Below are 6,469 nucleotides of genomic sequence, written 5' to 3' on the forward strand. Positions count from 1 at the left end.
GCCTACGGCTCCGCACCGGCCAACCCGGGCGCGTCCATGCACACCAAAAGGGGGTCCCTTTTGCACGCCGATCCGGGGTCCCGTTTGTGTGCCGATTGACACTCGTCGCCGGCGCGGGCACGCTGACGCAGATCGACGCGGGGCGCTGGAGCTACCAGGCGGCGCAGGATGACGACGGCGCGGCCGGCTTCACCTACCTGGTGACCGACGGCGCGGCGACCGTGCCCGGCAGCGCGACGATGGACCTCCTGCCGGTGCAGGATGCGCCGATCGGCCCGGCGCTGATCGCGCTGTCGCCGGTCGCCGAGGACTTCCTCACCACCATCAACGTCGCGGATCTCCTGGCCGGCTGGAGCGATCCGGACGATGACGGGCTGACGGTGCTGAACCTCGTCGCGTCCTCCGGTACGCTGACGCCGCTGACGGGCGGCGGCTGGAGCTTCCGCGGCGCGGTGGACGACGACAGCTTCGTTGACTTCACCTACCAGGTCAGCGACGGGACGACCACGGTGGCCGCGGCGGCGCAACTGGACCTGCTGCCGGTCACCGCCGGGCTGATCCTGACCGGCAACGGCGGCGCCAACAGCATCGTTGGCGGTGCGGACAATGACACCATCAGCGGCCTCGCGGGCGACGACAGCCTGTTCGGCGATGGTGGCAACGAAGTCGTGCAGGGCAGCACGGGCAACGACCTGCTCGATGGCGGCTCCGGCCGCGACAGGCTGGTCGGTGGCAGCGGAGCCGACATTCTCTACGGTGGCGAGGACGCCGATACGCTGATCGGCGGCGACGGCATCGACCTGCTGGTCGGCGGCGCCGGCAATGACGTCTATGACGGCGTGACGGCCGGCGACCTCATCAGCGAGGCGCCCGACGGCGGCACCGACATCGTCCGCTCCACGATCAGCTGGACGCTGGCCGAGGAGGTGGAGAACCTCACGCTCGGCGGCCTCGCCGCGGTGAACGGCACTGGCAACACCGGCGCCAACGTCATCAGCGGCAACAGCGGCGCCAACCTGCTCGACGGCCTCGAGGGCAACGACCAGCTCTCCGGGCGCGACGGCAACGACACGCTGCGCGGCGGGCTTGGTGCCGACACGCTGAACGGAGAGCGCGGTGCGGACGTGTTCTTCTACGGCGCGCCGGAGGAGGGCGGCGACCGCATCCTCGCCTATCGCGGCCTGGACGACACCATCCAGGTTTCCGGTACGGGTTTCGGCTTGGCCGTCGGCACCGACCTCGTCGCGACCGGCCGCTACGTCGCCAACACGGCAGGGGCGCCGGCCGGGGTGCTCGGGCAGTTCGTCTACGACACCAACGACTTCACGCTGTGGTGGGACGAGGACGGCACTGATGCCGCCGGCCCGGTGCTGATCGCCAACCTCGCCGGCCTCAGGAACTGGTCGGGGGCGGAGATCGTGGTGGTCTGACGCAAGCGCCTGAACCCGCCGGGGGGGGCGTATTGGCGTCTGTTGGGGCCGCGCCCCCGCCCCCCGGGGGGGGGCAGTCCTCCGCTTCCTGCGCGGCCGCTTTCTGGCGGAACCCGGGCCGCCCTTCTCGGCCGTTCGACGTTCGTTGGGACACGCACACGGTCTGCCCGCCACACGCGTCGCTGCCGGAAAATTTGTTCCCCGACTTTTCTCCATTGCTGTCCGGACAGCGTGGAAGCGCCCGTCTGGCCGGCATTTGCGCGCAGACCTTCAGGGGGCGACGACGGAACGAGAGGCCGAATGCCGTCTCCAGCCCCGGCAGAATCTCTGGACCTTGAGGGTAGCAGGCCGGCACCGCCGCCCGCCCCGCCGCCGCGCCGCGACCGACCGCGCATGCCATGCCGATGTGGCGGCCGACGCCGGGCGGCACACGGCCAGCCGCCGCAGCCGAAGCTGGACGCGCGGGAGCGGCGGGGGAAGATGACCCGTGCGGGGTCCGCATGGGCTCGGCCTGCAAACGGTGGCGGCAAGCCGATCGACTCCGCACCGTTGCCCAGCATTGTCGCTGCGGAGTCGGAAGCGCCTTACGCCAGCAAGCCCCCGGCTTTCTTCCATGCATCCATGCCGCCCTCAACATGCGAAGCGGCGTGAAGGCCGGCATCCTGTGCCGCTTGGACCGACATGGCGGAGCGTTCGCCGAAGGCGCAGAAGAACACCAGACGCTTGCCCGTCGTGGTGGCGAGTTCGTGCAGCAGGCCGCCCGGCGCCATGGTCTCGGCCAGGCTGGAATACGGGACGTGCAGTGCGCCGGGGAGGACGCCGTGGCGCTCGCGCTCGGCTCGCTCGCGGAGGTCGATGAAGGCGATGTCGGCCTGTCCGAGCAGCCCCATGGCGGTCCCCGCGTCGACCGCCCAGCCGCGCCGGGCCACCTCCGCCTGATGCAATCCCTGACGCATGTTGGCCGGCACGGCGACATCCATCATCTTCGGATTGGAGAGCTTCAGCCCGGCCATCAGCGCCTCGTATTCCTCGACCGACTTCACTCTGAGGCGCGGATTGTGCGCCCTCTCCTCGGCGATCGTGCTGACACTGTCGCCCTTGTAGTCGTGCGCCGGGTACACCAGCGTGTCGTCCGGCAGCTTGAGCAGGCGATTGAAGATGCTCTCGTACTGGGCGCGCGCGCTGCCGTTCTGGAAATCCGTCCGCCCGGTGCCGCGGATCAGCAGCGTGTCGCCGGTGAAGACGCGGTCGGCCAGGGTGAAGCAGTAGCTGTCGTCGGTGTGGCCGGGCGTGTAGATCACCCCGAGCGACAGCCCCTCGATGTCGAGCCGGTCGCCGTCGGCGACGCGCATGGACACCACGTCCACGCCGGACTGCTCCCCCATCACGGTGATGCACTTCGTGTGGTCGCGCAGCGCGCCGAGGCCGGTGATGTGGTCGGCGTGCAGATGCGTGTCCACCGCCTTGACCAGCTTGAGATCGAGTTCCTCGATCAGCTTGAGGTAGCGGTCGACGCGCTCCAGCACGGGGTCGATGATCAGCGCCTCCCCGCCGCGCCGGCTCGCCAGCAGGTAGGTGTAGGTGCTCGACGTGGCGTCGAAGAGTTGGCGGAAGATCATCGGTCCATGCTCCTCTTTGCGGGACGCTTCAGAGCGGCTGGCGGGTGGTGCGGAGATAGGGCTTCAAGGTGCTGTAGCCCGGGAACAGGCGCTCCGCCTCGTCGTCGCTGACGGCAGGCGTGATGATCACGTCGTCGCCCTGTGCCCAGTTCGCCGGCGTCGCCACCTTGTGCCGCGCCGTGAGCTGCATGGAGTCGATCACCCGCAGCAGCTCGTCGAAGTTGCGACCGGTGGTCATGGGGTAGACGATGACCAGCCGCACCTTCTTGTCCGGCCCGATCACATACACATTGCGGACCGTCTGGTTGTCGGCCGCCGTGCGTCCCTCCGCCGTGTCGCCGGCCGCCGCCGGCAGCATGTCGTAGAGCTTCGAGACGGCCAGCGTCGGGTCGCCGATCATGGGGAAGTTCGGTGCGTGACCCTGGGTCTCCTCGATGTCCTTGGCCCAGATCGCGTGCTTGGTCACGGGATCGACGCTGAGCCCGATGACCTTGACGTTGCGCCGGTCGAATTCCGGCTTCAGCCGCGCCACGGTGCCGAGCTCGGTCGTGCAGACCGGGGTGAAGTCCTTGGGGTGGGAGAACAGCACGCCCCAGGCATCTCCGAGCCATTCATGGAAACGCAGTCGGCCATGAGTCGTCTCGGCTTCGAAATCGGGGGCCAGGTCGCCGATGCGGAGTGACATGGGATGGATCCTTTCCTGGGTGGCAGTGCGGCGATGGTGCCCTCCCGCCGTTCCTCCACCGTTCCCCGATCCATACCTTGCCGTGATGGGATACCCGTCGTTGCGGGTTCGCGGCAGGATGGCGCCGAGGGAGGAACGAGCCCATGCGCCTTGAAGTCACGCTCCTGGGTGGCTTTCGCATCTCGGTGGACGGGCGACAGACAGCCGAGCAGGAGTGGCGCCGGTCCCGCAGCGCGGCGCTGATCAAGCTGCTGGCACTCGCGCCGCGTTGTCGTCTCCATCGTGAGCAGGTGATGGAGGCGCTCTGGCCCGATCTCGCGCCGGACGCCGCCGCGGCGAACCTGCGCAAGGCGGTCCACTTCGCGCGGCGGACACTTGGCGAGCACGAGGTGATCGGCGGGGATGCCGAGCTGATCGCCCTTGGCCCGAAGGCCGAGCGGATCATCGATGCCGAGGTTTTCGAGGCCGAGGCACGGGCCGCGTTGCGGGACGGCGATGCCGATGCCTGCGCGCGCGCGGCGGACAGCTATGGTGGCGAGTTGCTGCCGGATGATCGCTATGCGGAGTGGGCGGAGACGGCGCGCGAACGGCTGCAGCAACTCCATCTGCAACTGCTGCGTCGTGCCGGGTTGTGGCAGCGTCTCGTCGACGTCAGCCCCACGGACGAGGCGGCCGTCCGCGCCTTGATGGAAGCAGCCCTGGCGAAGGGCGACCGCGACGAGGCCATTCGCCAGTTCCAGCGCCTGCGCGAGCGGCTGCGCATCGACATGGGCCTCGGCCCTTCCGCGGCGACCGTGCGGCTCTACGAGAAGGCGATCACCCTGGAGGCGCCCGAGCCGCCCGGCATCGCGGACCATGTGCGCGGTCTCATGGCCTGGGGGACCATTCACCTGCACAGCGGCGACTTCGGCGCTGCGCAGAGAAGCGCCGAGGAAGCGCGCCGCCTGGCCCTGGCGAGCAACCTCGCCCGTGAGATCGGCGAGGCGAGCGCGTTGGTCGGCCTTGTCGCTCACATGCAAGGGCAATGGCAAAGCCTGTTCCGCTCCGAGTTCATCACTTGGGCCCGCCAGAAGGATCCCGGAGCAGGAAGCGTCTTCGACGGGCACCTCTGCCTGGCCGAGTTCTGCCTCTGCAATGCGCGCGGTCATGCGGAGATGGCACGACTCGCCGAGGAACTGCTTGCGATCGCGGAGGATGCCGGGTCGACGCACGGCCGCGCGCTGGCGACCCTCATCCTCGGCAAGGCGGAGTTGTTTTCCGGACGCCTGGAGGCCGCAGATGCGCTGTTGACCCGCGCAGACGAACTGCACGCTGAAGCGGAGGCGCCGGTAGGCCGTGCATTGGCTCTGCATCGGATCGCCGAGGTCGCATTGGCCCGTGGCCAGAAATGGCGTGCCGGACGGCTGCTGCAGAAGGGCCTGAGCATCGCCGAGCGGACCTGGCTCACGCCGCATCTGCTGATCCGCTATGCCGCGCTCGCCGTGGAGGCGGCGTCGGCTGCCGAGCAGAGGGAGGAGGCGATTCGCCAGGGCGATCGGCTGGTTCTTGAGCGCACCACCTGTCAGCCCTGCTCCATGGGCTTCCGTATCGCCTCCTCGATCGCACTGGCCGAGGCTGGCGATGTCGACGAGGCGGCATGCCGGATCGACGCGGCGGAGCGGATTGCAGGCATGTGGCAGGGCGGTCCCTGGGTCGCCTCGGTCTGGGAGGCTCGCGGCGTTCACCGGCTGGCCCAGGGCAGGCGGGAACAGGCCAGAGCGTTGTTCTGCGAAGCCGCATCCCGCTTCGCCGACCTGGCCCGGGCACGGGATCAGGCCCGGTGCCTGGCCCGTGCGGAAGGCGCCTGAGGGCGCATCGTGGGGGCGGAGCGCATTGCTGGTCTACCGGCCTGTCCTCGATCTCTTGATCGACATGCCGCTTCCCGACGAGCGCCGAGCCCTACCAATACACGGTCGCGCGGGGTGGTCGGCGAGACGATGAAGACCTCGACCTCCTCGTCGGCGCAGATCCAATGCGCCCGCTCAGCACTCGATCACGTTGACCGCGAGCCCGCCGAGCGAGGTCTCCTTGTATTTGTGCGACATGTCGAGGCCCGTCTGGCGCATCGTCGCGACAACCTGGTCGAGCGAGACCAGGTGTCGGCCGTCGCCATGCAGCGCGAGCCGGGCGGCATTGATCGCCTTCACGGCACCGATCGCATTCCGCTCGATGCAGGGCACCTGGACCAATCCCGCCACTGGATCGCAGGTCAGGCCGAGATTGTGCTCCAGCGCGATCTCGGCGGCGTTCTCGACCTGCGCATTGCTCCCGCCGAGCGCGGCAGCGAGGCCGGCGGCGGCCATGGCGCAGGCCGACCCGACCTCGCCCTGGCAGCCCACCTCGGCGCCGGAGATCGAGGCGTTGCGCTTGATGATCGCGCCGATCGCGGCGGCGGCGAGGAAGTAGTCCTCGATGCGGGCGGGGTTCGCGCCCGGCACGAAGCGCTCGTAGTGGTGCAGTACGGCCGGCACGATGCCCGCGGCGCCGTTGGTGGGTGCGGTCACCACGCGCCCGCCCGCGGCATTCTCCTCATTCACGGCCAGCGCCCAAAGGTTGGTCCAATCCATCGCGGCGAGCGGATCGGCCTCGTTGCGGGCGGGGGGGGGGGGCGCCCCCGCCCCCCCCCCCCCCCCCCCGCCCCGCCCCCCCCCCCCCCCCCCCCCCCCCCCCCCCCCCCCCCCCCCCCCCCCCCCCCC

The 6,469-nt window shown here is 69.8% G+C and carries 5 protein-coding genes; 2 read left to right on the top strand and 3 right to left on the bottom strand.

Features of this window, described 5'->3' with window-relative positions; genetic code table 11:
• Positions 1-95 precede the first annotated feature (95 nt).
• Entirely contained in the window at positions 96-1,430 is a 1,335-nt protein-coding gene (locus AC1MIR_RS21345; protein ID WP_480030190.1) for a cadherin-like domain-containing protein, read from the top strand.
• A gap of 584 nt (positions 1,431-2,014) precedes the next feature.
• Here AC1MIR_RS21345 and AC1MIR_RS21350 read toward each other — a convergent pair.
• Complete coding sequence (locus AC1MIR_RS21350; RefSeq protein ID WP_480030191.1) at positions 2,015-3,049, bottom strand: MBL fold metallo-hydrolase; 1,035 nt, start codon at positions 3,047-3,049, stop codon at positions 2,015-2,017.
• A gap of 28 nt (positions 3,050-3,077) precedes the next feature.
• Complete coding sequence (locus AC1MIR_RS21355) at positions 3,078-3,734, bottom strand: peroxiredoxin (protein WP_480030192.1); 657 nt, start codon at positions 3,732-3,734, stop codon at positions 3,078-3,080.
• Positions 3,735-3,877: 143 nt separating this feature from the next.
• On the opposite strand from AC1MIR_RS21355, the gene AC1MIR_RS21360 reads away from it, so the two are divergent.
• Positions 3,878-5,581 carry an AfsR/SARP family transcriptional regulator gene (locus tag AC1MIR_RS21360; protein WP_480030193.1) on the top strand — a complete coding sequence of 568 codons (1,704 nt, stop codon included), beginning with the start codon at positions 3,878-3,880 and terminating at the stop codon, positions 5,579-5,581.
• Positions 5,582-5,755: 174 nt separating this feature from the next.
• Here AC1MIR_RS21360 and AC1MIR_RS21365 read toward each other — a convergent pair.
• Positions 5,756-6,469: L-serine ammonia-lyase (locus AC1MIR_RS21365; protein ID WP_480030194.1), on the bottom strand; the 714-nt coding region annotated here is incomplete at its 5' end.

The organism is Falsiroseomonas sp. RANM36 (assembly GCF_056682175.1).